Source organism: Porphyromonas canoris, assembly GCF_000765975.1.
Classification (GTDB): Bacteria; Bacteroidota; Bacteroidia; order Bacteroidales; family Porphyromonadaceae; genus Porphyromonas_A; species Porphyromonas_A canoris.
In genome coordinates, this window is sequence record NZ_JQZX01000008.1 from 67,120 (window position 1) to 93,270 (window position 26,151).

The 26,151-nt window shown below is 47.0% G+C and carries 18 protein-coding genes and 1 pseudogene; 12 read left to right on the forward strand and 7 right to left on the reverse strand.

Translation table 11 applies throughout. The annotated features are described in order from the left end of the window. Window positions 1-62: 62 nt before the first annotated feature. From HQ29_RS03295 to HQ29_RS03345, 9 genes and pseudogenes are all read left to right on the forward strand, one after another. The gene (locus HQ29_RS03295) at window positions 63-2,504 is read left to right on the forward strand and encodes an FAD-dependent oxidoreductase (protein WP_036867533.1); all 2,442 of its coding nucleotides are present in this window, start codon (window positions 63-65) and stop codon (window positions 2,502-2,504) included. A 43-nt stretch (window positions 2,505-2,547) separates the two neighbouring features. Then, a complete protein-coding gene (locus HQ29_RS03300; RefSeq protein ID WP_036864338.1) occupies window positions 2,548-2,916 on the forward strand; it encodes a MarR family winged helix-turn-helix transcriptional regulator in 369 nt (122 codons plus the stop codon). Between the two features lie 882 nt (window positions 2,917-3,798). Further along, window positions 3,799-5,145 (forward strand): Na(+)-translocating NADH-quinone reductase subunit A, encoded by a 1,347-nt coding sequence (locus HQ29_RS03305; protein WP_036864333.1) that lies wholly within the window; start codon window positions 3,799-3,801, stop codon window positions 5,143-5,145. A gap of 27 nt (window positions 5,146-5,172) precedes the next feature. Next, window positions 5,173-6,393 (forward strand): NADH:ubiquinone reductase (Na(+)-transporting) subunit B, encoded by a 1,221-nt coding sequence (locus HQ29_RS03310; RefSeq protein ID WP_036791084.1) that lies wholly within the window; start codon window positions 5,173-5,175, stop codon window positions 6,391-6,393. 30 nt (window positions 6,394-6,423) lie between these two features. Continuing rightward, window positions 6,424-7,131 (forward strand): NADH:ubiquinone reductase (Na(+)-transporting) subunit C, encoded by a 708-nt coding sequence (gene nqrC / locus HQ29_RS03315; RefSeq protein WP_036867535.1) that lies wholly within the window; start codon window positions 6,424-6,426, stop codon window positions 7,129-7,131. Window positions 7,132-7,140: 9 nt separating this feature from the next. Then, window positions 7,141-7,770, forward strand: coding sequence for an NADH:ubiquinone reductase (Na(+)-transporting) subunit D (locus tag HQ29_RS03320; RefSeq protein WP_036791087.1), 630 nt, complete (start codon window positions 7,141-7,143; stop codon window positions 7,768-7,770). 43 nt (window positions 7,771-7,813) lie between these two features. Further along, entirely contained in the window at window positions 7,814-8,431 is a 618-nt protein-coding gene (gene nqrE, locus HQ29_RS03325) for an NADH:ubiquinone reductase (Na(+)-transporting) subunit E (RefSeq protein WP_036791089.1), read from the forward strand. A 46-nt stretch (window positions 8,432-8,477) separates the two neighbouring features. Further along, window positions 8,478-9,734 (forward strand): NADH:ubiquinone reductase (Na(+)-transporting) subunit F, encoded by a 1,257-nt coding sequence (gene nqrF / locus HQ29_RS03330; RefSeq protein WP_036791091.1) that lies wholly within the window; start codon window positions 8,478-8,480, stop codon window positions 9,732-9,734. 608 nt (window positions 9,735-10,342) lie between these two features. Beyond that, a pseudogene (locus HQ29_RS03345) lies at window positions 10,343-10,897 on the forward strand (outer membrane beta-barrel protein); the annotation flags it as partial. A gap of 85 nt (window positions 10,898-10,982) precedes the next feature. Here the strand turns inward: HQ29_RS03345 and hcp are convergent. Then, window positions 10,983-12,623 (reverse strand): hydroxylamine reductase, encoded by a 1,641-nt coding sequence (gene hcp / locus HQ29_RS03350; RefSeq protein ID WP_200878516.1) that lies wholly within the window; start codon window positions 12,621-12,623, stop codon window positions 10,983-10,985. Window positions 12,624-12,759: 136 nt separating this feature from the next. On the opposite strand from hcp, the gene HQ29_RS03355 reads away from it, so the two are divergent. Further along, on the forward strand, window positions 12,760-13,422 hold the full coding sequence (locus HQ29_RS03355) for a Crp/Fnr family transcriptional regulator (RefSeq protein ID WP_036867545.1): 663 nt from the start codon (window positions 12,760-12,762) through the stop codon (window positions 13,420-13,422). 105 nt (window positions 13,423-13,527) lie between these two features. Continuing rightward, window positions 13,528-14,061, forward strand: a complete 534-nt coding sequence (locus HQ29_RS03360; protein ID WP_036867547.1) for a hypothetical protein — start codon at window positions 13,528-13,530, stop codon at window positions 14,059-14,061. A gap of 373 nt (window positions 14,062-14,434) precedes the next feature. On the opposite strand, the gene HQ29_RS03365 is transcribed toward HQ29_RS03360, so the two are convergent. The 4 genes from HQ29_RS03365 to era are packed head-to-tail and all read right to left on the reverse strand — an operon-like array spanning window position 14,435 to window position 19,707. Beyond that, entirely contained in the window at window positions 14,435-16,906 is a 2,472-nt protein-coding gene (locus tag HQ29_RS03365) for an outer membrane beta-barrel family protein (RefSeq protein WP_082226827.1), read from the reverse strand. A 51-nt stretch (window positions 16,907-16,957) separates the two neighbouring features. Further along, window positions 16,958-17,413: a PH domain-containing protein gene (locus tag HQ29_RS03370; protein ID WP_036867551.1), complete on the reverse strand. Its 456-nt coding sequence runs from the start codon at window positions 17,411-17,413 to the stop codon at window positions 16,958-16,960. 25 nt (window positions 17,414-17,438) lie between these two features. Continuing rightward, window positions 17,439-18,755 (reverse strand): ribosome biogenesis GTPase Der, encoded by a 1,317-nt coding sequence (gene der / locus HQ29_RS03375; protein ID WP_036867552.1) that lies wholly within the window; start codon window positions 18,753-18,755, stop codon window positions 17,439-17,441. A 31-nt stretch (window positions 18,756-18,786) separates the two neighbouring features. Next, a complete protein-coding gene (gene era, locus HQ29_RS03380) occupies window positions 18,787-19,707 on the reverse strand; it encodes a GTPase Era (protein WP_235300043.1) in 921 nt (306 codons plus the stop codon). A gap of 314 nt (window positions 19,708-20,021) precedes the next feature. Here era and proS point away from each other — a divergent pair, with 314 nt between their 5' ends. Beyond that, the gene (gene proS, locus HQ29_RS03385) at window positions 20,022-21,503 is read left to right on the forward strand and encodes a proline--tRNA ligase (RefSeq protein ID WP_036867553.1); all 1,482 of its coding nucleotides are present in this window, start codon (window positions 20,022-20,024) and stop codon (window positions 21,501-21,503) included. A gap of 741 nt (window positions 21,504-22,244) precedes the next feature. On the opposite strand, the gene HQ29_RS03395 is transcribed toward proS, so the two are convergent. Continuing rightward, on the reverse strand, window positions 22,245-25,037 hold the full coding sequence (locus HQ29_RS03395) for a M60 family metallopeptidase (protein WP_036867556.1): 2,793 nt from the start codon (window positions 25,035-25,037) through the stop codon (window positions 22,245-22,247). A 263-nt stretch (window positions 25,038-25,300) separates the two neighbouring features. Beyond that, window positions 25,301-26,143 (reverse strand): 3-hydroxybutyryl-CoA dehydrogenase, encoded by an 843-nt coding sequence (locus tag HQ29_RS03400; RefSeq protein WP_036867558.1) that lies wholly within the window; start codon window positions 26,141-26,143, stop codon window positions 25,301-25,303. Between the last annotated feature and the right edge of the window lie 8 nt (window positions 26,144-26,151).

Below are 26,151 nucleotides of genomic sequence, written 5' to 3' on the forward strand. Positions count from 1 at the left end.
ATGGAAAATATTTCTATCTTTGCAAAAGTAATACGTAAAAGGAATACAATACCATATAAATCATGAAATACGTAATAGTAGGCGGGGTTGCAGGAGGTGCTACTGCTGCTGCCCGACTTAGAAGATTAGATGAACACGCCGAGATCGTGCTCTTTGAGAAAGGGAAGTATATCTCTTATGCCAACTGTGGCTTACCCTATTACATCGGTGGAGTAATAGAAGAGAGAGATATGTTGTTCCTGCAAACACCGCAGTCTTTCTCCGGTATGTTCCACATGGATATCCGTGTAGAGAGCGAGGTGCTCCGTATAGATCGTGCCGGGAAGCAGGTAGAAGTGCGTCGTGCAGACGGCACTACCTACATGGAGAGCTACGATAAGCTTTTGCTTTCACCCGGTGCCGTTCCGGTCGTTCCACCGCTTCCCGGCATAGATAGTCCGGGTGTGTTCACGCTTCGTAACGTGGAAGATATGGACGCCATAAAGCACTACTTGGACAGCCATAAGGTGAAGAGAGCCGTGGTTGTAGGCGGTGGGTTTATCGGATTGGAGATGGCAGAAAATCTTCATGCCCGTCATATCGAAGTGAGTGTCGTAGAAATGGCACCGCAAGTAATGGCTCCGATAGACTTCTCTTTGGCTTCTGTCGTTCATGCTCATATGCATCAGAAAGGTGTGGGACTCTATCTCGGAAAAGCGGTTACAGCCATTCGCCAAGCAGCCGAAGGCAGTGCACTGAGCCTTTCTCTTGACTCGGGAGAGACACTCGAAGCCGATCTTATCCTTCTTTCAATAGGGGTGCGCCCGAACAATAAACTCGCTGCGGATGCCGGCTTAGAGATAGGCGAAGCAAGAGGTATAAAGGTAGATGACTATCTCCAAACCTCAGATCCTGATATTTTTGCCGTAGGAGATGCCATAGAGTTCAGGCATCCGATCACCGGAAAGAGCTGGACCAACTATCTTGCCGGACCTGCCAACAGACAGGCGCGTATAGTGGCAGGCAACATGAGCGGACTGCAAAAGCAGACTTACGAAGGAGCTATCGGTACGGCAATAGCCAAGGTGTTCGACCTCACCGTAGCTTCTACCGGCCTTGCCGCAAAGGCTGCAAAGAGAGAGGGATTGCCTTATCTTACAGCCACTGTTCAGCCCAACAGCCATGCGGGCTACTATCCGAACGCTTTTCCATTGACGTTGAAGATCGTATTTCATCCCGAAACCGGCCGTCTCTACGGCGCTCAGTGCGTAGGTGTTTCGGGGGTGGATAAGCGGATAGACTCCATTGCGCAGATCATCAAGCACGAAGGCACCATCTACGATCTGATGAAGACCGAGCAGGCATACGCTCCTCCTTTCTCTTCTGCAAAGGACCCCGTGGCTCTCGCAGGCTATGTGGCGGAGAATATCATTTCGGGTAAGATGAAGCCGCTATACTGGAGAGAGATGCAGGCAGCAGATCCGAAGAAGGTAACCATAGTGGATGTGCGTCCGAGAGAAGCATACGATGTGGAGCACATATCCGGTTCGATGCATATCCCATTGGAAGAAATGCGCTTCCGACACAGAGAGATCCCGAAAGATAAACCGGTATATATCTACTGTACGGTAGGTTTCAGAGGCTACCTCAGCTCCAATATTCTGTTGCAGAACGGCTTTACCGATGTGTACAATCTGATTGGCGGATACAGACTGTACTCTACAATAGTGGCGGACTACAGCTCCAAGCCGGAGAATACTTTCTCCCAACCGAAAGCCTCTGCGGATACATCTGCCACGGTGATGCAGGTGAATGCGTGCGGACTTGCCTGTCCGGGTCCGATACTGAAGTTGAAGCAGTCGATAGACAAGATAAATGTCGGGGAACGTTTGGCGATAGAGTCCACCGATCCGGGCTTTTCGAGAGATGCCCAAGCATGGTGCGACACCACGGGGCACACCCTCATTGCAAAAGAGACAAAGGGAGGTAAGTTTGTGGTAACGGTAGAAAAGACCGCTTGCAAGGCGGAGGGGACATGCGTGAGTACCTCTCCGGCAAAGGGCAAGACCTTTATCCTGTTCAGCGACAGCCTGGATAAAGCTCTGGCGACATTCGTTCTTGCCAACGGAGCAGCAGCCACAGGGCAGAAGGTTACAATCTTCTTTACGTTCTGGGGACTCAATGCCATAAAGCGCCGTTCACGCTCTAAGGTTACGAAAGACTTTTGGGGACGAATGTTCGGATACATGATGCCCAAAGACAGTAAAGGGCTTGGTCTTTCCAAGATGAATATGGGAGGATTGGGAGCAAAGATGATGCGCTTTGTGATGAAAAAGAGACACGTGGACTCTTTGGAGAGTATGCGCGCTCAGGCTCTTGAGAACGGCGTGGAGTTTATAGCTTGTCAGATGTCCATGGATGTTATGGGAGTGGATCGCAAAGAGCTTATCGAGGAGGTTTCGATAGGCGGTGTAGCCACTTACATGAACCGTGCGGACGATGCCAATATCAATCTTTTCATCTAACTTTGAGGCTTCCGAATCTTTTCTTCTACAAGAATAAAGCGTTATGGAGAATGTAAGATGTATATGCCTGATGAGGGAACTGATGATCTCTATTCGGGATTTGGAGCAGCAGCTTATGGAGTCTGCCCAATGCGATCTGAACCAAGCGATGGCACTCTGTGTCATATCGGGGGAGTCGGTTTCTGCCTCCGAAGTCTCGGCTCGCATTGGTCTTCTGCCGGCTCATACATCCAAGCTCCTCTCGGCAGTAGAAGACAGAGGGTGGATCGGACGGCGATTGGGACGGGAAGATAAGCGTAAAGTCTTCTTTTCTCTCACTCGTAAAGGCGAGCAGAAACTGGCAGAAATCAGAAGTTTGAACCTTTCCGTTCCGGAGCTGTTGCAGCCTCTGTTTGAGGGAGCTGAGGTATAAACTTCTACAATAATCGTACAGACAGCGTACCATTCGGGTGCAGAGATACAAAAACATCTCTCTTGACACCGGGTGGTACGCTGTCGCTTTTATATAAAAACGGCGTCCGGAAGATGCGCTGAAAACTTCCGGATTTTTTGTTTCTCTTAAAAACAGAAAGAAGAAATATTTTCAATGGATTGATTTTGAGAGGGATATGAAAAATCTCGAATTCGAAAAAATTTTTTCTTCAGTCCGTTTGATGGGCTGTTTTTGCGTTAATCGGTGTGAATTTTAACACCCCGACCTGTAAACGTTTCCTAATAAAGAAATTTGCTTTTTCAGGTGTATTTTAGTATGAAAATACGTAAGAATCTGTTGGTTAGTGTTTTAGCGATTTTGGCTAAACACGTTAATCGAATCCGGTAAACGTGTTTAATGAAATCGGTAAACGTGTTCATTGAAAAATTAAACACGTTAAGCCGAAAGAATATGCTCGTTTAGCGTTTTGAGTGAACCTGTATCGAAAATGGTGTTAATAAAACGGGCCGGATTTAACAGTCCGGTCGTGCTCTGAAAATGACCCCTCCGATCAAAATAGAGAGCAGAAACAAGAGGGGATTTTACCGGTATGGAATATATAAAAACCGAGGAGAGAAGAGGCGCTTTTCGGCATCGTTTTGGGGTGCATTCACTTTGGGTCGGAAGAGGATGTCGTTTTGTGTGTAAATATATGAGAACAAAGGGAACAGCTCATTTGGTCATAACTAATTTTTTTCTTTATTTTGCAAGTCTATTGAGTTGGGTCGTACATTTTTGTATATCGGGGGCAAAAGAGCCTCTTAACCCACTGTGTATATAGCGACTTGCGGAAATAGTTTTCAAATATAGTATACTTATTTAATGGCTAAAGTGATTAAAATTAAAAAGGGCTTGGACATCAACATTGTTGGCAAGCCTCAAGAGGTTGAGGTGCACGCGCAGCCCTCTACCACCTACGGCGTTGTGCCGGACCATTATCCCGGTCTGCTGCCCAAGCTGGAGGTGAAAGTAGGAGACAGTGTCCTCGCCGGAACACCCGTTCTATTCCACAAAAGTTTTCCGGAGATAAAGATCGTATCGCCTGTTAGTGGTAAAGTGATAGCCATCAACAGAGGAGATAAACGTAAGATCTTGAGCGTTGAGATCGCTCCGGAAGCCTCTATCGAGTACGCTCCGTTCTCTGTGGAGACAAAGGGTAAGAGCAGGGAAGAGCTGCTTGGACTGCTCCTCTCGAGCGGTATGTTTGCTCTTTTGCGTCAACGCCCATACGACTACCTCCCAAATCCTACCATTATCCCTCGTGATATTTTTGTTACCGCCAATGTAACCGCTCCCCTTACTCCCAAGGCACAAGCTCTTTTCGGGGACAGAGTGGAGGATATGCAGGCAGCGATAGACCTGCTGGCAAAGCTGACAACCGGGAAGGTTTATGTCGGTATCCCTGCCGGATCGGGCTTTAAGCTCTCCAACTGTGAAGTGGTAGAAGTAGCAGGTCCACACCCTGCCGGTAACGTGGGCGTGCTTATCAACCATACGGCTCCGGTGAATAAGGGAGACACGGTATGGACTGTATCTGCTTCCGAACTGGTTATTATCGGAAAGTTCTTACGCACAGGGAAGACAGACTTCTCCAAGAAGGTGGGTATCGCCGGAGAGTGCGTGGCAACGAGAGGCATCGCAAACGTTATATGCGGTGCGAATGTGGCAGAACTGGTGAAAGATAAACTGGTGAACGACTCTGCCAAGAAGCGTATCATAGATGGAGATGTGCTTACGGGTACCATGCTGACGGACGAATATGCTTTTATGAGCCCGTTCTCTAAGGTGATCTCCGTGATCCCCGAAGGTGATGACACTCATGAGATGTTCGGCTGGGCTGCTCCCGGATTCAACAAATACAGCGTGTCGAGATCCTATCCAGCATTCCTTATGGGTAAGAAAGAGTTCAGCTTCGACACACGCATACGCGGAGGCAGAAGAGCCCTTATCGTGTCGGGCGAGTATGACAAAGTGTTCCCGATGGATATATATCCGGAGTACCTTGTGCGTGCAATAGTCTCTTTCGATATAGATAAGATGGAAGAGAGAGGTATCTATGAAGTGGCTCCGGAAGACTTTGCTCTGTGTGAGTTTGTAGATACATCGAAGCTGGAGTTGCAGTATCTGGTGCGCCGTGCATTGGATATGCTCTATAAAGAAATGAATTGATAACACTTCCCTAATACAGACAATACATTGAACGCGTTAAGAAAATATATCGACAAGATAAAGCCAAACTTTGAGAAGGGTGGCAAGTTATCTATGTTTCATTCCGTCTTCGATGGTTTAGAAACGTTCTTCTTCGTGCCTTCTACTACGTCCAGAAGAGGAGTACATATCCATGACGCCATGGACTCGAAGCGTACCATGACGGTGGTACTCGTGGCTCTGATGCCCGCTCTCTTCTTCGGGATGTACAATCTGGGCTATCAGCACTACATGGCTATAGGACAACAGGCAGGCTTTTGGGCTATGTTCCTGTATGGTCTTCTGGCTATCCTGCCCAAGATCATTGTAGCTTACGTTGCCGGACTCGGCACAGAGTTTATTTTTGCACAGATACGTGGACACGAAGTAGCAGAAGGATTTTTGGTAACAGGCTTCCTTATTCCTCTTATCGTACCGGTAGAGACTCCGCTTTGGATGATTGCCGTTGCCACTATCATTGCGGTAGTGTTTGCCAAAGAGGCTTTCGGAGGTACTGGTTATAATATCTTCAACATCGCTCTTGTAACTCGTGCGATCCTCTTCTTCGCTTATCCGGCGGCAATGTCCGGTAATGAAGTGTTCGTCAGAACCGGTTCTACTTTCGGTCTTGGCGGTGGAACTCCCGTGGATACATTCTCCGGAGCGACTCCTTTAGGACAGATCGCCGGTATGACAAAAGAGCAAGGACTGCAACCCGTAACCGATGTGGTGGGCAATGCTCTCTCTTCTTGGGACTACTTCCTGGGGCTCATTCCGGGTTCTATCGGTGAAACATCCGTTCTGGCTATCCTTATCGGTGCAGTGATACTCATTGCCACAGGTATTGCAAGCTGGAAGATCATCTGCTCTATTTTCTTGGGCGGATTTGCAACGGCTCTTCTCTTCAACCTTAGCGGTGCCACTGCCGGAATGCAGGTGTCTGCTTTGGATCATATGTTGCTTGGTGGCTTTGCCTTTGGCGCTGTGTTTATGGCAACAGACCCGGTAACTGCAACAAGAACAGAGCTGGGTAAGTGGATCTATGGCTTCCTTATCGGATTCTTTGCCATCGTGATCCGTCTTCTTCAACCCGGTTATCCGGAGGGTATGATGATGGCAATCTTGCTGATGAACGCCTTTGCTCCGCTGATAGACTACTATGTGGTGGATGCAAACGTGAAGAAGAGAATGCGCAGAGCCACGGTTGCCAACTCTAAGAAAGTAGCATAAGTAATCACCTCACTTAACAGATAAAAGGTTATGAATAGAAATAGCAATTCTTATACTATTATATATGCAGCCGTGATGGTGATTTTGGTCGCTGTGGGACTCGCGTTTACATCGCAAAGTCTCAAGGGACGCCAAACAGCCAATGCCAATATAGACAAGATGCAACAGATATTGAAGTCTATAAAGGTCTCTGCTACGGCTCAGAATGCACAAGCAGAGTACGGCAAATATATCAAGGAGGCTTTCCTTGTGAGAACAAACGGTGAAAGAGTGGAAGGCTCTGAGGGTACAGGCGTGAAGGATCCGGCATTTGCCGCAGACTTTGCCAAGGTTGTTCGTGAAGGAGACAATGGCGAGTATCCTGTCTTTATAGCAGAAGTGGATGGTGTGAAGAAATATATCTTGGCCATGAGCGGTGCCGGTCTTTGGGGACCTGTATGGGGCTTTATCTCTATTAACGATGATACTGCAACGATATACGGCGTGGACTTCAGCCACCAAGGGGAGACTCCCGGACTTGGTGCTCAGATAGTGGAACCGTTCTTTACCTCTGCATTTGAAGGCAAAACGATATTTACGGATGGTGCTTTTGCTCCCGTTCAGGTTGTTAAAGGCGGAAGCAAGCTGGCGAACGGCGTGGATGCGATAAGCGGTAGTACGCTTACCTCTAACGGTGTCAACGACATGATTCGCGATAGTATCAAAATGTACCAAGAGTTTCTTAAAAGCAATAAATAAACCAGTGTCATGGCATTACTAAGTAAAAAGAATAAAGAAATCCTGATAGGTCCGCTCAGCAAGAACAATCCGGTTGTTGTTCAGATGCTGGGTATCTGCTCCGCTTTGGCAGTAACGTCGAAGCTTGAGCCATCTCTTGTTATGGCAATCTCGGTAACCGTGGTTATTGCTTTTGCCAATGTGATTATTTCGTTGCTTCGTAATACGATACCCAACCGTATCCGTATTATCGTGCAGCTTGTTGTGGTGGCTGCTCTTGTAACTATCGTAAGTGAAGTGTTGAAGGCTTTTGCTTATGATGTAAACAAGCAGCTCTCTGTCTTTGTGGGTCTGATCATTACGAACTGTATCTTGATGGGACGTCTTGAGGCGTTTGCTTTGGGCAATAAGCCGGGCGCATCTTTCCTTGACGGTATCGGAAATGGTTTAGGATATGGTATTATTCTTGTGATCGTAGGATTTTTCCGCGAGTTGTTCGGCTCCGGAACGCTGCTTGGCTACCAAGTGGTACCGGATTCGTTCTATGAAATGGGATATGTAAACAATGGTTTGATGATCTTGCCGCCTATGGCTCTTATCATCGTTGCTCTTGTGATATGGGTACACAGATCCTACACTCCGGAGCTGCAAGAAAAATAACCCGACGTAATAGTGTAATAATTAAGACATAAACAGAGACACAATGGAATATATCAGTTTATTTGTACAGTCCATCTTTGTTGACAACATGGTGTTTGCATACTTTCTTGGTATGTGTTCGTATCTTGCTGTCTCCAAGAATGTAAAGACCTCTTTGGGGTTAGGGTTAGCTGTTACGTTTATCCTCACCTGTACGCTTCCTCTCAACTATCTGTTGGAAAACTATGTGTTGAAAGAGGGAGCTTTGGCATGGTTGGGGCCTGAATTTGCAGACGTCAATCTCAGCTTCCTGAGCCTTATCCTCTTCATTGCGATCATCGCCTCTTTCACACAGCTTGTGGAGATGATCGTGGAGCGATTCAGCCCATCTTTGTACGCGTCATTGGGTATCTTCTTGCCTCTTATCGCTGTAAACTGCGCCATCCTCGGCGGATCGCTCTTCATGCAGCAGAGAGAGTTTGCCAATATCGGGCTTGCCACCACTTACGGTTTCGGTTCCGGTATAGGCTGGTTGCTGGCTATCATCGGTATGGCTGCCATTCGTGAGAAGATTGCGTACTCGGACATTCCGAAGCCTTTGCGCGGATTGGGTATCACGTTCATCATCACGGCTCTCATGGGTATCGCTTTCATGAGTTTTTCCGGTATCAAGCTATCATAAGAGGTCATTACAGAAAGTCTAACAACAATAAAAGCAAAACATCATAATGTTATTATTAGCAATAAACGGAGCTGCAATAGGAGCCAGCGTAGTGGTCTTTCTTGTAGTTACCCTTCTGCTTGTAGCACTTCTTTTGGTAGCCAAAGCAAAGCTTCTGCCATCCGGAGACGTCAAGCTCACGGTGAATGAAGAAAAAGAGTTTGACGTTCCCATCGGCGGAACGCTTCTCAACACGCTTCAAGGCGAAGGCATCTATCTCTCATCTGCCTGCGGGGGCGGTGGTTCTTGCGGACAGTGCCGTTGTCGCGTGGTCGAGGGTGGCGGAGAGATCCTGCCCACGGAAGTAGGATTCTTTTCTCGCAAAGAGATCAAAGACCATTGGAGACTCTCCTGCCAGACTAAGGTAAAAGAGAACATGCAGGTCGTGGTTCCGGAAGAAGTCTTCGGTGTAAAAGAGTGGGAGTGCACGGTAGTCTCCAACAACAACGTAGCATCTTTCATCAAAGAGTTTGTCGTGAAGCTGCCGGAGGGCGAGGTGCTCAACTTCAAGAGCGGATCGTATGCTCAGATCAAGATACCGAAGTACAACGTGAAGTTTTCCGACATGATCATCGGAGACCGTTTCAAGGGGGAGTGGGACAAGTTCAAGCTCTGGCCTCTTGAAGCATCTAATGATGAAGAGACCATCCGTGCGTATTCTATGGCGAACTACCCGGCGGAGGGCAACATCATCACACTCAACGTTCGTATCGCGACACCTCCGTTCGACCGCAATACCGGAACGTGGGCGGCAGGCATCAAGCCGGGTATCGCATCGTCCTATATTTTCAGCCTCAAGCCGGGAGACAAGGTGATGATGTCGGGTCCTTATGGAGATTTCCACATCCAGGACACCGACGCCGAGATGCTTTACATCGGAGGTGGAGCCGGTATGGCACCGCTCAGGGCACAGGTATTGGATCTGTTCAAGACGCTCAAGACCGGCAGAAAAGTCTCCTACTGGTACGGTGCGCGCTCCAAGAACGAGATTTTTTATGAGGAAGACTTCCGCGAAATAGAGCGAGAGTTTCCGAACTTCTCTTTCCACATCGCCCTTTCCGATCCGCTTCCGGAGGACAACTGGACGGGATACACCGGATTCATCCACCAGGTGATCCTCGACAACTACCTCATCAACCACGAAGCGCCGGAGGACATCGAGTACTATATGTGCGGTCCCGGACCGATGGCGAATGCCGTCAAGGGCATGCTCGACAGCTTGGGCGTTCCTCGCGAACAGCTTTACTTCGACGACTTTGGTTGATCCCCCGCGGGAAAGAATCGAAACATACCGAGTGCGGTCTTCGGAAGATACAATTCCGGAGACCGCACTTGTTTTTTTTCGTGCCCGTTTCGGGGCAAAATTCCGAAGCTCCGAAACGCACTTTTTCTCCCTTTTCCGCCTCATCCGGGAGCAACCCGGAGAGAGGGCTGTTACTGCTTGAAAATGAGCACATAAGCACACATTTTTCGCTCCTCTCGCAAAGAGCCGAAATTTTGTACGTACAAAAATTTTTTTTCGTACGTACAAAAAAATATTTTCGTACGTACAAAAATAAATTTTCTTAGGTACGAAAATAAAGTCGCGTACGAACGAAAGATTTTTTTCATACCTGCGAAAGAAAATTTGCGTACGAACGAAAGAAATTTTTCGTACCTGCGAAAAAAAATTTCTGTATATACGAAAAAAAATTTCTGCATATACGAAAAAATATTTTTGCATATACAGAAATTTATTTCCTTGCGGACGGAAATTTCACCCCCTGCGGAAGGAGGTAAAAAGATGGGGGAGATTTTCGGCTTTTTGCCCCGTCTCAGGCGGCATCCGGAGCCTTCTTTGGATTTCTCCCTCAGCACTCAGCCTTCACAGACCACTCAAGTAAGTGCCTCTTACAATTCTATACGAACGGAAACAGATTCCGAAACCTCTCTTCCTCCATAATGCTCAACTACAGACCGACCGAAAAACTATCCGCAAATATCTTTCTCAACGGAGGGTATCTTGCTTTTTACGGAGATAAAGGAGCGCTCTTGCAGAAAGATCTTGTGTACAATATCTCTTTGAATGCAGACCGGAACCCTCGCAAAAATGTCTCATTGGGAGGAAACTATACGTACACGCAGGCTCCGCCGCAGCTCGGAGTGCGGACGAAACACAACTACTCCTGCTCCTTTTACGTTACGACAAAGCTGCTGAAAGATAAGCTCTCCGTAACGTTGGATGTCCGAAATCCTTTCAAGAAATACAGCAGACTGCAGACGTCCGAATGGGGGGACGGATTTTATCAAGAGCGTTTCAATGACATTACCGCGCGCTCTTTGGGCTTGAAGGTTGCGTACAGCTTTGGTTCGGGTAAGAAGTCTACCGTTCAGCGAAACAAGAGTTTGGAGAATACGGACCTGGATCGCAGCACCGGAGTGAAATAATACCATTATATAAATAGAAGCAGGGTTGAAAAAACTTTCAACCCTGCTTGCTTAAAAGGAGAGTGTAAAGCGTGAAACTCTCTTCTTACTCGCCAAGAAACATCTTCATGTCTTCGTCCGGAGTGGTGATGCTGCCTATTCCGAAAGTCTGCACCAGCACGTTTGCCACGTTGGGAGACAGGAATGCAGGGAGAGTCGGTCCCAGATGAATGTTTTTCACCCCAAGTGAAAGAAGAGCCAGCAGTACTATGACGGCTTTCTGCTCGTACCATGCGATGTTGTAGGCAATGGGGAGATCGTTCACGTCATTCAGCTCAAACACCTCTTTCAGCTTCAAAGCAATCAGAGCCAGAGAGTAGCTGTCGTTGCACTGTCCGGCATCCAATACTCTCGGAATGCCGTTGATGTCTCCGAGCGGAAGCTTGTTGTATCTGTACTTGGCGCATCCGGCTGTGAGGATGACCGTATCTTTAGGAAGTTTTTCTGCAAATTCCGTGTAGTAGCTTCTGCCTTTCATGCGTCCATCGCATCCTGCCATGACGAAGAACTTACGTATAGCTCCGCTCTTTACCGCCTCTACCACCTTGTCTGCCAAAGCGAATACCTGTGCGTGGGCAAAGCCTCCGATGATCTCTCCCTGCTCTATCTCCACCGGAGGAGCGCAGCGTTTGGCGTGTTCGATAAGGGCAGAGAAGTCTTTTGCTTTACCCTCCTGTCTGTCTGCGATGTGCTTGAAGCCCGCAAATCCGGAAGCTCCGGTGGTATAAACCCTGTCCGCATAAGTGGAAGTGCTGCGGGGCGGCACTATACAGTTGGTCGTGAACAGAATCACTCCGTTGAACGTTTCAAAATCTTCGTTCTGCTTCCACCACGCGCTGCCATAGTTACCGGCAAAGTGTTCGTACTTCTTAAAGGCAGGGTAATAGTGCGCCGGAAGCATTTCGCTATGGGTATAGACATCCACTCCCGTACCTTGAGTCTGCTCCAGCAGATCCTGCATATCTCTGAGGTCGTGCCCGGAGATGAGGATGCCCGGATTCTTTCTCACGCCGATATTAACCTTGGTTATCTCCGGGCTTCCGTAGGTTGTCGTGTTGGCTTTATCCAGTAGAGCCATCGTCTTTACGCCGTACTCACCACAGCGCAATACCCATCCCGTCAGCTCTTCCACCGATAGATCCTGTGTGGTGGCAACCAGAGCATCCTGCATGAAGATAAAGATCTCTTCCTGTTCAAAACCGAGATTGAAAGCGTGCTCGGCATAGGCAGCCATCCCTTTGAGTCCGTATATCAGAAGCTCTCTTAGCGATCTGACATCTACGTCTTCCGTTTGCAAAATGCCCACTGTTGCTGCTTTGGCTTCCATCTCTTCCACGCTTTCTGCTCGCCATGAAAGGCTGTCCGATCCTCTCTCTTCCGGGACAGAGCCTAATGCTTCAAGCAGCTCGTCCCGTAGAGAAAGGGCTTCGTGAACACGTTTGACAAATCTCTCTTTGTCAAAGTTGGCATTTGTGATGGTCATGAATAGCGACTCCATCACAAACCGATTTGCTTTTGCCGGAACCTTTTCCCCCTTCTCACGAAGAGCAGATGCAAGGACGGATATTCCTTTCAGTAAGAAGATCAAAAGGTCTTGAAGGTTGGCAACATCGGGAGTCTTACCGCATACTCCACGCACTGTACAGCCTCTGTTTTGGGCTGTTTCCTGACACTGAAAACAAAACATACTCATTTCTTTCTGACTGTTTAGGTTGTAATTCTAACTATGTATGGCAAAAGTATAGTGTCGGCACTAGTCTTCTCGTGATAATTATCACACAGAAGAGTAGAATATTATGTACCTTCGCAAAAAGGGATAAGTTATGGAAACACCGGATATACGTTTTTTCTGCACGCAATGCAGCAGTGGCGCAGAGGAAGAAACCTATGAGCTGAGCTGTGAGATACCGCACGTGGTAAAGCACTACAAGAAAGGAGAGTACATTGCATATCAGGGAGACAGAGTGGATCATCTCTATATGCTTACGAAAGGAAGGGTCAAGACCGAGCTCGTTTCCGATCCGGGTCTTACTCTGCATATCGACGAGATCAAAGCTCCCTACCCTTTGGCGGCAGTCTTTCTCTTTGCCAGAGAAAACTGCTTCCCCGTGGATGTGATCGCCTTGGAGGAGTCGGAGATTGTGCTTTACTCGAAAGAGACCATAGAGAAACAGATGGCGAAGTGTCCCTATTTCTTTCGAGGCTTTATGGCATTCACCGCCGACCGGATGCAGTTTCTATCCGAAAGACTGAAGATATTCTCCATCAAAAGCATCAAGGCCAAGTTTGCCTTTTATATCTCCAAGCGGTCTAAGAATGGCGTCTTTGAGCTTGGGCGGAGCGTTACATCCCTTGCGGAATATTTTGGTGTGGAGCGTCCCTCTCTTTCCAGGGCTATCTCCGAAATGACGAAAGAGGGTATCATCGAGTTCGACCGGGGAAAAGGGCGCATTTTGAAGTATGATCAGATAAGAATGATGCTTTAATGCGCCAAGAACGCTTGTTTCAGCCGATTTTTACCTACTTTTGTTGGTAGAGCTGCCTCGCAGACGAAGTCATCATTGGATGTTGAAACCAAATAACTATCATCTATGAAAAAAACGTTACTCTTTTTATGTGCATTTCTTTTCCCTACACTGCTATTGGCACAGAGCAGAGAAACAAAACGTCGATGGGGAATAGAGCTTGGTATGCAGAACAATGTCTACTACGAACATTCTCTTTCGGATGCTTTTGCTATCAAGACCGGAGTGGGATACGATGTTGCTTTTCTCTTTATGAAAGATAAGGTGGGCTTCAACGGTCTTAACCCTGCCATCCGAATCTCACCACGCTGGTACTACGGTGGAGACCGCTCCGGCTATTTTGCTTTGGACCTTTACGGCATCACTCATCTGGGGGGCTTTGCTCTTCCGGAGGCGGATAAGAAGCTTTTCCTACACGCCTATGGCGCAATGCCTGCGTGGGGGTATAATCTCCGCATCACCGATAATTTTTATTTCAAAAGCAAGATCGGAGTGTTTATCGGTGCTGCTCATACGGCATATTCCGAAATGCTCAAGAGAGACTATCTTGAACTTAGCTACGGTGCCATGGTAGACGTAGGTATCGGTTACAGGTTCTGACGGATTTTCATCGCATATAGAGAAAGCCCATCCGGATAAGGAGTTTTTCCTGTCCGGGTGGGCTTTCTGCATGAAGAGGGATAAGATGGTTTCGGGTGTGCGTCGCTCTCTTTCTCTTTCTCCTTTAACCTTCTGTTTTTAACGGCAATAAAAATCTCTTTAATCGGGTTCAAAAAATGGTCTGAACCGCTTTGGGGATTAAGATCAAGGCTCTATCTGTACGCATCAAGCTTTGGTTTCTACACTTCAAGCTTCGATAGCTACAAATAGAGCCTTGATTTGGAATATTTTTAAGCTTCGGACAAACTTTTTAATCCGTTTATCCTTTGTTCCGAACGGGTTCGGAGCAGTTTGTCATCAGCCTTATCGGATATTACATACCTGTATTGGGGAGATCCGTACTGCTGCTTGCCTTAGACAAGTCGTCGTTCACGATGGTCTTCGATGTCTTCTTCACTTGTCCCTTCATGCTTCCGAACTTAAATGTAAGTCCGAGAGAGATACGGCGGATAGGCACTTGGATGTGATTGACATTCTTGAATGCTCCTACTCTTGACTCTATCTTCAAGTCCAAAGTTTCCATAAACGGAGACACGGCAGAGAGTGTAAGGGTGAGTCTGTCCTTCATAAACTGCTTGGTAAGAGACAGCGAGTGGATGAAGTGGTCGCCCATGGTGGTCTGCAACATCTTTTGCTTGCTCAAGTAGAAGAGGTTCACATTGATGCCGAAGCTCTTCGGAAGCGTAATCATACCATTGATATTACCGGAGAAGCTCACGCTTGAAAACTCCGGCAGATTCAGTTCGCGAGAAATACCATTGACGTCCACGCTCTTGGTTGCTCCGCGTGAGGTGTGCGAGAGATTGGCAAAGCCGGAGAGCCTTAACCAGTTGGTCGGAGTGAGCGTAGAGTAAACGTTGGCACTGACACGATGTGTAGGCGATTTGAGGTTGCCGAACGTGGAGATCAGCATATTGGATCCGTCCTCTTTGTAGATAACGCTCTCGATGTTGTTGTACTGCAAAGAGTAGTCTGCTCCGGCATTGATCATGTATCTCGTACCCATGTGTGTGACGGAGAGATTAAAGTTCCGGATGCGTGACGGATTCAGGTTCGGGTTGCCCTTGCTAAGGCTTGTCTCGGAAGAGTTGATCTCGAACGGACTCAACTGTCTCAACGATGGTCTTACCACCATCTCCTTATAACCGAAGCGTGTTTGCAGGGCAGGCGAGGGGACGTAGCCGATCGAGAGTTGAGGAATGACGTCCGTGAAGCCGCGATTGATGCGAGACGATTCGAGGTTCTTATACTGCGCCTTGATCCAGTTTCTCTCTGCACGCAGACCGGCATTTATAGAAAGAGGTCCATCCGAATAGCTGTAAGAGGCATATCCTGCCAAGACCACGTTTTTGTGTAGCAAGCCATTGCGAGCATACTCGGTGGCATAGTAGCTTCCCGGAACCCATTTGTTCTGGTTATCCAATATCTCGTAGACAGGAGATGTTTCGTTGTCGCGGTGAATATATTTCGTACCCACTTCTGCTTTGTGCTTGCCTATCGGGAGCGTGTAGTCCAATTGCCCGGTATGCTCTTTCATGGCATCATTGCTCTTCATACGCTCCGAACGTTTCAGAGAAGGAAGTTCGATCAAGTTGTAGAAATAGTTCGGAGTGATGGTGTACCTGTATGAGAAGGTGAAGAGCTCGCCCTGTCTCGAAGTGGAGCGCTGATAGTCCAACGATGTGTTCAGCTCATCGAAGCGAACTTTGTCTTGGCTGTTTTTTTTGCTTCTCTGCTCTACCGGAAGAGGTCTGAATATATCTGTTTGAGAGTCTGCACCGGTATGGATATTGGAGATGGCTGTTGTCCATGTGAGCAGATTCTTGTCGTCTATCTCGTAAGAGAGCAGGATATTTCCTCTCAGACCATTCATGCTACGTTTTTGGCGTGCATCTTCCGCGAGCAGAAGAGTGTTGCCTTGCATCTGCTCCATAAGTATGCTCATATCCGTCTCATTATTAAACGATGAGAGATTTGCCGTTGCTCCAAACTTCTTAATCTTGGAAGAGAGATAGAGCGAACCGCCATAAGTGGTCGGATAACCGCCGTTGAGACTGATGGTTGCCATGGTTCCGTCCGCAGACATCTGCGCTGTAATGATGTTCAGTACCGCACCAACGCCTTCGGCGTCATACTTTACGCCCGGATCGGTAATGAGTTCTATCTTCTGAATGCTCGATGCCGGCATGGACTTCAGAACCTCTTTCGGGTTGGAGTCTATAAGCGGATTGGGCTTGCCGTTAATAAGGATCTTGAAGTTGGAAGAGCCTTTTACCTGAATGTTCTCCTGTCCATCCACCGTAACAAGGGGCACTTTGCGCAACATGCTTAGAAGGTCTTGCGCAGAGGCTTCAGGGTCTTTGTCTACGGAATAGTCTATCTTATCTCCTTTTACGGAAATAAGCTGGCGGACGTGAACAACCTTTACATCTTCCAGCTCGATGGGAGCTTCTTCCAGCAATAGCTTGCCAAGGGCGAGCTGTTTTTGCTCGTTGGAGACTTTGGGAAGTTCGTTCAGAAGAGACTTGAAGCCCGAAGATTGGATGAAGACATAGTTCTCTTTCTTTGGGACGAAAGCTATTCGGAACTCTCCCTTGCCGTCTGTAACCTGTCTGTATAGCAGGGTGTCCTTATCCTCTATACATCTTATTGTTACTTTTGCAAAAGGCACAGGCTGCCCTTTTGCGGCTTCGGTTACTTGCCCTGATGCGATGACCTGTTGGGCAAAAAGAGCGTTGCTGCCGATAAAAAATACCAGCAACGCTAACATGGTTAAGCGTTTCATACGGTTATAAAAGTGATAAATACAAAAAATCAAAGTGAGTAACCAACAGTGTCAAAAGACATCGTTGATCACTATCGGCTTTTTGCCGGAACGGCGTATTATAAGCAGATTACCCGTTCTATATGTTATGTAGAGGCGAAAGTGCCCCAGAGCTTTGGAGTAGAAGTAGCCCCAGTAACCAAAGATACCGCCTGAGGCACATGTGCGAATGGCTCCCTCAAGAATATCCATCGGGGCCTGGTCTATGGTTGCACTGCTCAGGTCTATCACCTTCTTGTGCAAAAGTTTTCCGATGACTATGCTGTTGGGAGTCCGCTGAATATAGATGGGAGCCAAAAAGATAAGTACTCCGAAAAATAGAAGTATGGCTACAAGCGATGCTTTTGCTATAAATGTCCCGGAAGGGAAAAGGAAAACGAACAGCAGGATGATAAATACATACGTCAGTATGGTTATTATCCGAGCGAGCCTGTCCATCTTCAGATAGTGTTTTTTGTAAGTTCCCATCTTAGTCCGTTTATTATGGGTTAGACTATTTTTCTCGCATAAAGATATTTACAGGCGTACCGGAGAAGTCCCAGTTTTCCCTTATCTTATTTTCCAAAAAGCGTTTGTACGGCTCTTTTACCCACTGTGGAAGATTGCAGAAAAAGACAAACGAAGGCACAGAAACCTGTGGGAGCATCGTGATGTACTTGATCTTTATGTACTTTCCTTTGGTTGCGGGGGGAGGCGTTTTCTCTATAATAGGAAGCAGGATCTCGTTCAGCTTGGCTGTTGAGATGCGTTTCTTTCTCTTGTCGAATACTTCCTGAGCCATATCCAATACCTTCATGATACGCTGTTTGTTGGTTGCGGAGATGAAGATAATAGGAAAATCGGTGAAAGGAGCCATACGTTCACGGATCACTTTTTGGTAATAGTCTATCGCCTTCTGGCTTTTGTCCTCCACGAGATCCCATTTGTTCACGCAGACTACAAGCCCTTTCTTGTTTTTCTGCACCACCGAGAAGATGTTCATATCCTGACTCTCTATCCCTTTCGAGCCGTCTATCATCAGCACACACACGTCGCTGTTCTCTATGGCTCGTATGGAGCGGATCACGGAGTAGTACTCCAAGTCTTCGTTCACCTTACCTTTCTTGCGCATTCCTGCGGTATCTACCAGATAGAAATTGTGCCCGAACTTATTGTAGTGCGTGTATATAGAGTCCCTTGTCGTGCCTGCTACATCTGTTACGATATGTCTGTCTTCATTGAGAAAGGCATTGATAAGAGAAGACTTTCCTGCATTGGGACGTCCGACGATAGCTATTCGAGGGATGTTCTCTTCGACTTCTTCGTCCGGTTTGGATTCGGGTAGCAGTTTCACCATAGCATCCAGGAGGTCTCCCGTTCCGGATCCGTTGATTGCGGAGATGCAGTATGGATCTCCCAGACCAAAGCGATAAAACTCCGCGGCATACACCTGCATCGAAAAGTTGTCTGCCTTATTGGCTACCAGCATTACCGGCTTCTTTGTTCGTCTCAGTATGTTTGCCACCGCATCATCCATATCCGTAATGCCCTCATTGACATCAAGAACGAAAAGGATAAGGTCGGCTTCGTCTATCGCTACCTGTACTTGTTTGTTGATCTCATCCTCGAAAATATCTTCGCTATGCACTACCCATCCGCCGGTATCCACTACCGAGAAAGAGGTGCCACACCATTCTGCCTTTCCATACTGGCGGTCTCGTGTTGTGCCGGCAACGTCTGTCACTATTGCGTCTCTCGTTTTGGTCAGTCTGTTGAACAGTGTACTTTTGCCCACATTCGGGCGTCCTACTATTGCTATAAGGTTGCTCATATCTTTCTTCTTATGTTTATCGTTTGGTATGTCAGTCTATCTTGTATCCGTAGGCACGCAGGAAGTTGTCTCTGTTGCGCCAATCTTTCTCCACTTTGACATACGTTTCCAGGAAGATCTTCTTCTCGAAGAACTTCTCCAAATCTTTTCTTGCCATTGCTCCTACCTTTTTCAGGGCTTGTCCTCCATGCCCTATCACGATTCCTTTTTGGCTGTCGCGTTCTACAACGATTACGGCTCGTATGCGGATCAGAGCATCTTCCTCTTTGAACTCTTCTACAACCACTTCTGTAGAATAAGGTATCTCCTTCTGGTAGTAGAGCAGTATCTTTTCTCGAATGATCTCCGTTACAAAAAACCTTGCAGGCTTATCGGTTAAAGCATCTTTATCAAAATATGGAGGGGATAATGGTATCAAATCCTCTATCCTTTTCTTAAGCTGCTCCATGTTGAACTTGTGCAGAGCGGAAGCCGGGAATATTTCGGCTTTGGGCAAAAGCTCTTTCCACTCCGATATGAGAGCTTCCAAGCCCTCTTGTGTAGTGAGATCTATCTTGTTGATGACCAATAAGACGGGACACTCCAACGATGCAACTCTTCGGAGAAATGTGTCATGCTTGGTGGGTTTCTCCACTGTGTCCGTGACGTAAACCAGCACATCTGCATCACCCAAAGCACTTTCCGAAAACTCCAACATGCTTTCCTGCATCTTGTAGTTGGGCTTCAGCACACCCGGCGTATCGGAGTAGACGATCTGCAAGAGGGGAGTATTGACAATCCCCATAATGCGGTGGCGAGTGGTTTGAGCCTTGGACGTGATGATCGAAATCTTTTCTCCGACAAGGATATTCATCAGCGTGGATTTCCCCACATTCGGATTTCCCACAATGTTTACGAAGCCGGAGCGATGTTCGCTGCTTACTCCCCCAAGCATTTCTGTTATTTTATCCATCTTATAAAGCCTGTATTTCTCTTCAAAAGTACAAAAATAGTCTGAGACTGAGAGGCTATCTCGGTGTCGTTCCAAAGAATAACGCACTTATCGGAGCTCTTTTGAGGAAATTTTCAATCCCTTTTTGCCAAGCAGTTTTTATCTTCTCTTCGGAGCGGGAAAGTGTAAATCCGTTTCACTGCATCCCATTCAAAAAGAGACATTTCAGCGGTCTGCTATTGCGTAAATATTTGTAACTTTGGATCCTGTTTGGAGAGAGGTCATTGCCTCTCCGCTCTCAAGAATAAGAATATAAGAGAAAGGTAAAGATAATTATGGCAAAAGAACTAAAAGAACTCACTTCACGTGCCACAAACTATTCGCAGTGGTATCAGGATCTTGTGATTAAAGCAGACTTGGCAGAAAGCTCTGCCGTGCGCGGCTGTATGGTGATAAAGCCTTACGGATACGCCATTTGGGAGAAGATGCAACGCGTTTTGGACGATATGTTCAAGGCTGAAGGTGTACAGAATGCTTACTTCCCGCTCTTTATCCCGAAGTCTTTCCTCTCCAAAGAGGCGGATCACGTAGAGGGTTTTGCCAAGGAGTGTGCCGTAGTTACTCACTATCGTCTGAAAAATAATCCCGACGGCACCGGTGTGATAGTGGATCCGGAGGCTCGTCTGGAAGAGGAGCTTATCGTCCGTCCGACGTCTGAGACCATCATCTGGAGCACTTATAAAAACTGGATTCAGAGCTATCGCGATCTTCCTTTGCTCTGTAACCAGTGGGCAAATGTTGTACGCTGGGAGATGCGTACACGCCTATTCTTGCGTACCGCAGAGTTTTTGTGGCAAGAAGGACACACGGCACACGCCACCGAAGAAGAGGCTCTGAAGATGACCCGAACCATGATAGATGTTTACGGAACATTTGCGGAGAAATACATGGCAATGCCCGTGATAAAAGGATGCAAGAGTGCCAACGAACGTTTTGCCGGAGCACTCGACACTTATACCATAGAGGCGTTGATGCAGGATGGTAAAGCCCTTCAGAGCGGGACTTCTCACTTCCTCGGACAAAACTTTGCCAAGGCTTTCGATGTTCAGTTTACGAGCAAAGAGGGTAAGGCGGAGTATGTCTGGGCAACCTCTTGGGGCGTTTCGACACGCCTTATGGGTGCTCTCATCATGACCCACTCCGATGACAACGGACTGGTATTGCCTCCGCGATTGGCTCCGATCCAGGTGGTGATAGTGCCTATCTACAAGAACATGGAGATGCTCCAAGCCATAGACGAAAAAGTGGCTCCGGTGGTGGAAGAACTCAAAAAGCGCGGAATATCGGTAAGATACGACAACTCGGACAACAAGAAGCCGGGCTGGAAGTTTGCCGAATATGAGCTGAAAGGAATACCCGTGCGCCTTGCCTTGGGCGGAAGAGATCTCGAAAACGGCACCGTGGAGGTGATGCGCAGAGACACGTTGGAGAAAGAGACAAGATCTTTCGACGGCATTGCGGACTACGTGGAGACCCTGATCGGAGACATACAGCAAAACATTTTCCAAAAGGCACTCGACTATCGTGCCACACACACCATAACGGTGGACAGCTACGAAGAGTTCAAGGAGAAGATAGAAGATGGCGGATTCATCCTTGCTCACTGGGACGGAACACCCGAAACGGAAGAGCTCATCAAGCAGGAAACCAAAGCCACCATCAGATGTATTCCTTTTGAAGGAGACACCACTCCGGGGCAGTGTATGGTTACGGGCAAACCATCCGCAAGGAGAGTGTTGTTTGCAAGATCTTACTAATAGCCGGAAGGCAGAGGTTAGCCGACACAACCTCAGAAATAGAAATGGGAGCCGACAGATCTGTCCGGCTCCCATTTTTTTGGATTACAAATAAAACTTTTGTGGAAGTTCTTTTTTTGAACAATAAGAGAACGTAGTTTTTTGCCTCTTTTCTGTCTACAAAGTTCGGGTATTTCCGCAAGTCTGCCAATACCCCGAAAGAGTGATTTTTCCCTTTATAAACAGCCCGAAAGGGCAATCCTCTAACAGATATTTCCTTTTTTGCCCGATTTCGAGGACGCCCTCGGACGTTCCACTCCATATACTCTTCCGCCGCCGAGAACAGATTTACCTCCTTCTCCCGAAGCCTTTGGGAGGAGAAAAATTTCCATGCGCACAGAAAAAAAATTACGTGCGCACAGAAAAAAAATTACGTGCGCACGAAAAAAAATTTACGTGCGCACGAAAAAAAATTTACGTGCGCACAAAAAAAATTTACGTGCGCACAAAAAAAAATTTACGTGCGCACGAAAAAAAATTTACGTGCGCACAAAAAAATATTTACGTGCGCACAAAAAAATATTTACGTGCGCACGTAAATTTTGCTGCTTGCGGAAGGAGATTTTCAGATACAGCTTTTGCCTGAAATCTTTGGGGCTTTGACTGCGGATATAGAAAGAGAATCCCTCAGAAGTGGTTGGACAAAAAAACTTCTGAGGGATTCGTAAAGGAGCAGAAACTCCTTAATCACAAAGTATGTTGTTATTCGTATGGGATCTCTTCCTTCTTGCCGTCAAAAGAGATGGCGTAAGCCTTGCAGCTCTTGTCGAATGAGCCGGGAAGTACGAACTTAGGGCTGTTTGCCACACAGATGAGTCTGCCCGAAGCGTTGTAGATCTCCACCGCGACATAGTCGCGCCAGCCGGAGTTTACTTCGAACATCGTGTGTCTGCCTTCCGTTACGACCCTGCTCTTTCCGCCCTTGGTGATACTCTTGCGGTCTCTGTAAATCTGCCAGTTGGAGTCCGAAATGTACTCGATGCGGTCTGTGATCTTCTTGAGACCGAGCTTGCTTATCTTCTGTTTGATTTCGGAAACAAGGGCTTCGGTTACCGTAACCATCTCCTTGCCATAGTCGTTCACTTCCCATGAACCGACGCGATAGAATCCCCAGCGTTCGCAGAACTCTGTCAGATCGTAACCCGCGGCACGAGAGGCACGAAGAGAATACTCGACCTGCGCCCGTCCGTTGTCTTCCGGATTGGGATCCGTGCGAGTATATTCGTAGAACTCTTTGTAGAAGTCTTTGTTTCCCAACACATTTGAGAAGTAGAGCTGAACCTGCCAGAATGGAACCAACTGACAGAAAACATCCGGGATGATGATATACGGACGCTGCTCCACGAAAGCGTAAGAGAATGCTTTGTCGTATCTGTTCACAAAACCGTCGCCTTTGAGAAGATTTTCGTACTGGATGCGAGAGGGCTGCCCCCAAGATGTTTGAATGAACAGAGAGTGTACATTGGTCGTAACTTCGGTAGTACCTCTCCATTTGAAGCCTCTGGATGTCTGATGGATATGCCCCAGCTCGTGAGCAGGTCCCCAGATACTTTCCACAAGTTTATTGGGATCAAGGATGGTCGGAAGCGTACCAACACTATATGCTGTGCGGTACCCCGTTGCATACATATAAGAGTGGTACATGACGTGAAAGTAGGCGCGGTTACCATAAACACGATCGTACTTCTGAAGCCCCATGAAAACCTGTTCGTCCAAAACCAGTTTATCGTAAAGATCTATGAGTTTTTTACCATCTGCTCCGGTGAAAGAGCGATAGCTCTCAACGGGGAACGTCAGGTGAGCCTTTGTACCCACAATGTCAAAAAACTTGTTATGGTTGGCCTTCGCAAGCAGCTCGTTGTATCTTGAAGGTGCATGCTTCTGAACATCGTAGTAGCCTTGAACATTTCCGGTAGCAAAGTGAATCTTCACTTTAGGAGCATTGGCATACTCTTCCGTGTGGTATAATACATAGAGAAGTCCATCTGCATCCGCTTTGATTTTGTTGGCTCCCTCTTGTAGAGAGTAGACATAATTGTCGTTGTAGCCATCTCCATTCGGTTTGTCCAAATTAAGCAGACGCAGACTCAAAGTCTGTCCACCAGTCTTTCCGACAAATACGATAATGTTTTCGCCTCTGTTTACAGCAATTCCGGTAGGGTTATCCAAAAGACTGTAAGTACCGGTTCTGTTTATTTTTGCCTGAGTAGAGGGGTGAGGCCATGCACGGAAAGAGTCGATGCGGAACTCTTTCGGATAAGTGCCCTTGTACAGATAGTAGGCGATCTGGCGGTAGAGATCATTCTCTATATTCATGATCTGAGACTCGGTTACACCTTGTTTAAGCTCCGAACACGTAATATCCGTAAAGATCGTTGTGGGATCAAACTTATCGGGATTGATACGGTAGAACTCCATTTCGGAGCACGCCGCAAAACCCTTTCCGTCTCCATGTCCGGAGAGCACAACGAATCTTATCGCTGAAGGTTGTATCAAGGGCTTATCAAATATAATCTTTGCAGGATTGGAAGAGCCCTTAAAATCGTGTGTGATGAGCTTCTTGAACTCGTTGCTTCCATCCGATTTTGCCCAGATTTCCACAAGCTTGAAGTGCCCGTTTTGAGCATCTTTTCTTGGGTGATAGATGAGGTAATCTATCCGTGGTTGGTCCTTGAAATTGTACTCCAAAGTGATGGGAAAATAGTTGGGCGCGGAATTCGACCACGATGAGTGGTAGATGGTCGTATAGTTGTTGTCAAAAGAGTTTTCTATCGGAGTGCCATTCTGTACGGATGACGCATAACCCGAAAATACCGGAACCTTGATGTCTTCATCTATGGTGCCGGAGGTCTTGCCATCGTAGCCGTTATCTCCTTTCTGGGTAATGGTAATCTTTGTCTGGGCAATAGGAGTAGTCCCGACCGTTTGAAGCAGTAGCTCTGCTTTTCGTTCTGCTCCTTCATTCCAATCCACCTCGATATAAAGCTCTTTCGGCTCTACAGTGGCTATGCTCTTGTATGCTTTTATCCAAGAGATGTCCGAAGGTATTACTACTTCGTACTCTGCATTAGTGTAGATGCCGACAGTGCTCTTGCCTCCTCCTTTCTCAATAAGAAGCGTGGTGGTAGAGGCTTCCACAAAAGGTCCTTGCGCTGCCTGCTTTACATTGATCGTTGCAGAGACTCCCATTCCACTTAGTGTAAGCTGAGCAGAGCGCTCTTCTCCGGTGTTCTTTGTTACTGTAATGGCGAGACGGTTACGCAATCCTCTTGCCGATAACCACGATGAGGCAGATGAGGGAACAGATACTTTCCACTCCGGGATATTGGTTGCGATGGGAATTTCTTTGGTCTGCTCCTCCGAAGATAAGGCTACTTGCGTATTTTCTTTCAGGTCAAAAGCATACACTTCGTTCTTGTTTTTGTCTTTGCATGAGGATGCCGAGAAAGACACGAACAGGAACGAAAACAGCAGGAGAAATAGTGTTTTCTTCATGAAAAATGGTTGCGAATTCTTTTGTGAAACTAAATAATGTGCTAAAAATGCTTCCGCAAAAGTATATATAAATAATGAGATGTCAAAGGGATAAGATGCTTGTTTGCAAACTTATAGAGTTAAAGAGGAAATTGTTTTTGTTAAATATATAGAGGAGGGATATTCTATTTCTGCTTTTTCTTGACAGAGAAGCAGTATAATAAAATAAAGGCTGAACTCCCAATAGGAAGTTCAGCCCTCGTTATCTTGTTGATTCTACTTCTTTATTTGTATGAGAAGAAACCCTCTCCGGTCTTACGTCCAAGGAGATTGGCCCGTACCATCTTGCGAAGAAGCGGATGTGGACGATACTTGCTATCTCCGAACTCATGATAAAGCACTTCCATGATGGCAAGACAAACATCCAATCCGATAAGATCTGCCAGCGCCAACGGACCAATAGGATGCCCGGCGCCAAGCTTCATCGCTTCGTCTATCTCTTCTTTGGAGGCGACTCCTTCTGCCAATGCTCCGATTCCTTCGTTGATCATAGGAATGAGCAGACGATTTACAAGAAATCCCGGTGCTTCGTTTACTTCAACGGGAACTTTTCCGATCTTTTCTGCCACTCCCTTTACACAGGCAAAGACATCATCGGAAGTGAGTTGACCTCGAATCACTTCGACGAGTTTGAGCACAGGAACAGGATTGAAGAAGTGCATACCGATAACTTTCTCCGGTCTCTTTGTGCAAGCAGCAATCTCTGTGATAGAGAGTGAAGAGGAGTTTGTGGCAAGAATAGTCTCCGGCTTGCAAGCCTGGTCAAGTTCCTTAAAGACACGTTTTTTTAGCTCCATATTCTCTGCAATGGCTTCCACCACAAGCGATGCATCTGCTATATCTTCGTAGATGAGCGTAGAGGAGATGCGAGAAAGAATATTGCCTTTCTCCTCTTCCGTGATGGAGTGCTTGGATACGAGCTTGACAAGAGATTTGTCTATATTGGTTATTGCACGATCCAAAACCTCTTGAGAAAGGTCTTTCATGACCACTTGATAACCACCTTGAGCAAAGGCTTGTGCTATACCATTGCCCATGGTTCCGGTTCCTATTACTGCTATCTTCATATCTTTTG